This is a genomic window from Streptomyces sp. SID5910 (assembly GCF_009862125.1).
Classification (GTDB): Bacteria; Actinomycetota; Actinomycetes; order Streptomycetales; family Streptomycetaceae; genus Streptomyces.
The window spans coordinates 1-3,471 of sequence record NZ_WWHX01000601.1 but is presented as its reverse complement, the minus strand read 5'-3'; the positions used below and the strand labels follow the sequence as shown (position 1 = coordinate 3,471).

Genomic DNA, 3,471 nt, shown 5'->3' with positions numbered 1-3,471 from the left:
GGGCGGCACGGGTGGGCGCAGGCGGCACCCCGCAACGCCGGGCAGCGCACCCACCCGGCCACCACACCGGCGGCACCCCGTCAGCACCGGGCAAGGCAACCCGGCACAGACCCCGCCCCCGGCATCACCGCCCCCGCTCCTCCACAACGGAGTTGTACGCCGCGACCAACGCCCGCCGAGCCGTCCGCTCCACCGGCCGCAACGCCTCCCCCCGCGCCGCCATCTCCGACGCACTCACCGCACCCCCGTGCCCGTTCTCATACGCCAGCGCCACCAACGCCCCCACCCGCTGCGCCAACTCCAGCACTCGCACCGCCCGCGGCGGATACCCCGGCGCCAGCACCTCCCGCCCGGACGACCGCTCCGCCCGCGCCCGGTACGCGGCGACCGCCGCCTCCGCCACCGGCCCCGACCCGGCGACATCCAGCCGCGTCAGCACCTCCGTCGCGTCCCGCAGCGCCTCCGCGAGCTCCCGCTCCGCCTCCCCGAGCGACGGCACGTCCGCCGGCGGGGCCTCCCGCACCGGCAGGCAGTGCCAGACCACCTCGACATGCACGTCACCCGAGGGCCCGGCCTCGTACACCTCCGGCACCAGCCCCAGCGCGGCACCGTGACAGACCACCGCCTCCTCCGCCTCCAACGCCCGCGCGTTGAACGCCGGCGGCCCGCTCAGCCCCAGCGGATGCCCCGGCGCGGGCAGCGCGACCCGCAGCCCGGCCGCCCCGAGCGCCCGCAGCCGCCCGAGCGCCAGCGTCAGACCGACCGGCCCCGCCTCACCCGGCAACCCCTCCACCCGGTGCACCGCGTCCTCCCCGACGATCGCGACCGCGGCGTCGTCCGGCGAGACCATTCCGGCAATAAGGGCATTTCCCCAGGCGGCAAGGCGCCCTGCGCGTGGTTCCGAGAGCATGCCCCCACCCTAAGGACCGGACCGATGGAACAGCGAAGCCGACCGGTGGCGTAGATTTCCTGGAGGGCCTGCGCCCACCGGCGCGGCGGCCCGAGCCACAGGCGTACGCGACAGCCGAGACCGGCCACGATGCAAGGGGAGACACTGCGCTCATGAGCGATGTTCTGGAGCTTCAGGACGTATCCGTGGTCCGCGAGGGCCGGGCTCTGGTGGACCAGGTCGACTGGTCGGTCAAGGAGGGCGAGCGCTGGGTCATCCTCGGCCCCAACGGCGCCGGCAAGACCACCCTCCTCAACGTCGCGTCGAGCTACCTCTACCCCAGCAAGGGCACCGCCACCATCCTCGGCGAGACCCTCGGCAGGCCCGGCACCGACGTCTTCGAGCTGCGCCCGCGCATCGGCGTGGCCGGCATCGCCATGGCCGACAAGCTGCCCAAGCGCCAGACCGTCCTCCAGACCGTGCTCACCGCCGCCTACGGCATGACCGCCGGCTGGCAGGAGGAGTACGAGGACATCGACGAGCAGCGCGCCCGCGCCTTCCTCGACCGCCTCGGCATGACCGAGTACCTGGACCGCAGGTTCGGCACCCTCTCCGAGGGCGAGCGCAAGCGCACCCTGATCGCCCGCGCCCTGATGACCGACCCCGAGCTGCTGCTCCTGGACGAGCCCGCCGCCGGCCTCGACCTCGGCGGCCGCGAGGACCTCGTCCGCCGCCTCGGCCGCCTCGCCCGCGACCCCATCGCCCCGTCGATGATCATGGTCACGCACCACGTCGAGGAGATCGCCCCGGGCTTCACCCACGTCCTGATGATCCGTCAGGGCAAGGTGCTGGCGGCCGGCCCCCTGGAGCTCGAACTCACCTCCCGCAACCTCTCCCTCTGCTTCGGCCTCCCGCTCGTCGTCGAGCAGGTCGGCGACCGCTGGACGGCCCAGGGACTCCCCCTGTCCTGAGCCGCCCCCCGTGCGCCCTGTCCCCGGCCCCTCACCCGGACCTACCATGACCACGTGAACGACATCGACGCATGGGTGTGGTGGCTCGTCGTCGCGGCAGCGCTCGGAATCCCGCTCGTCGTGACCGCGATGCCGGAGTTCGGGATGCTCGCCGTCGGCGCGGTCGCGGCCGCCGTCGCCACCGGCGTCGGGGCCGACGTCGTCGTCCAGGTACTCGTCTTCGTCATCGTCTCGGTCGCCCTCATCGCCGTCGTGCGGCCCGTCGCCGCCCGGCACCGCTCCCAACGGCCCCAACTCGCCACCGGCGTAGACGCTCTGAAGGGCAGACAGGCCGTCGTGCTGGAGCGGGTCGACGGCAGCGGCGGCCGGATCAAACTCGCCGGCGAGGTCTGGTCGGCCCGCGCACTGGACACCGGCCGGGCCTACGAGGCGGGCCAGGAAGTGGACGTCGTCGACATCGAGGGGGCCACGGCGATCATCATGTGACCGGTCCCGACGCAAGTGGCCTGAACGTGCCCCGCGGCATGCGACGGTCTGTCAGACTCGACCAGCAAGATCTTCAGGCGGAGAAGGGTACGCGGAGCCACGATGCAACCGGTCATCATCGTACTGATCATCCTGGTGGTGTTGGTCTTCATCGCCCTGATCAAGACCATCCAGGTCATCCCACAGGCCAGTGCCGCCATCGTCGAGCGCTTCGGCCGCTACACGCGGACGCTGAACGCGGGACTGAACATCGTCGTCCCCTTCATCGACACCATCCGCAACCGCATCGACCTGCGCGAACAGGTCGTCCCCTTCCCGCCGCAGCCGGTCATCACCCAGGACAACCTGGTCGTCAACATCGACACCGTCATCTACTACCAGGTGACCGACGCCCGCGCCGCCACGTACGAAGTCGCCAGCTACATCCAGGCGATCGAGCAGCTCACCGTCACGACCCTGCGCAACATCATCGGTGGCATGGACCTGGAGCGGACCCTGACCTCCCGCGAGGAGATCAACGCGGCCCTGCGCGGCGTCCTCGACGAGGCCACCGGCAAGTGGGGCATTCGCGTCAACCGCGTGGAGCTCAAGGCCATCGAACCGCCCACCTCCATCCAGGACTCGATGGAGAAGCAGATGCGCGCCGACCGCGACAAGCGCGCCGCGATCCTCCAGGCCGAAGGTGTCCGGCAGTCCGAGATCCTGCGCGCCGAGGGTGAGAAGCAGTCCCAGATCCTGCGCGCCGAAGGTGAGGCCAAGGCCGCCGCCCTGCGCGCCGAGGGTGAGGCCCAGGCCGTCCGTACGGTCTTCGAGGCCATCCACGCCGGCGACCCGGACCAGAAGCTGCTCTCCTACCAGTACCTCCAGATGCTCCCGAAGATCGCCGAGGGCGACGCCAACAAGCTCTGGATCGTCCCCAGCGAAATCGGCGACGCCCTCAAGGGCCTGTCGGGCGCCATGGGCAACTTCGGCGGCCTGGGCGGCGGTTCGGGCAGCAGCGGCACCAGCACCTCGGTCCCCGCCCAGGAACGCCGAGAAAAGCCCAGCATCGACTGACGGCGCCTTCTGGACGCGGGGCGGTCCCCGTGCCCCGTAAGGGGCGCGGGGAACTGCGCGACCAGCCAC

Annotated in this window: 3 protein-coding genes and 1 pseudogene; 3 read left to right on the top strand and 1 reads right to left on the bottom strand. The window is 71.7% G+C overall.

Annotation, left to right across the window (positions count from 1 at the left end; genetic code table 11):
• Positions 1-124: 124 nt before the first annotated feature.
• A complete protein-coding gene (locus GTW67_RS21010; RefSeq protein WP_161166348.1) occupies positions 125-910 on the bottom strand; it encodes an Rv1486c family protein in 786 nt (261 codons plus the stop codon).
• 152 nt (positions 911-1,062) lie between these two features.
• Here GTW67_RS21010 and GTW67_RS21005 point away from each other — a divergent pair.
• The 3 genes and pseudogenes from GTW67_RS21005 to GTW67_RS20995 form a co-directional block, all read left to right on the top strand.
• Positions 1,063-1,593: pseudogene (locus tag GTW67_RS21005) on the top strand (ABC transporter ATP-binding protein); the annotation flags it as partial.
• Positions 1,594-1,914: 321 nt separating this feature from the next.
• Positions 1,915-2,346, top strand: coding sequence for an NfeD family protein (locus GTW67_RS21000; protein ID WP_161166346.1), 432 nt, complete (start codon positions 1,915-1,917; stop codon positions 2,344-2,346).
• A 102-nt stretch (positions 2,347-2,448) separates the two neighbouring features.
• Positions 2,449-3,402: an SPFH domain-containing protein gene (locus GTW67_RS20995; protein WP_161166345.1), complete on the top strand. Its 954-nt coding sequence runs from the start codon at positions 2,449-2,451 to the stop codon at positions 3,400-3,402.
• Positions 3,403-3,471 lie beyond the last annotated feature (69 nt).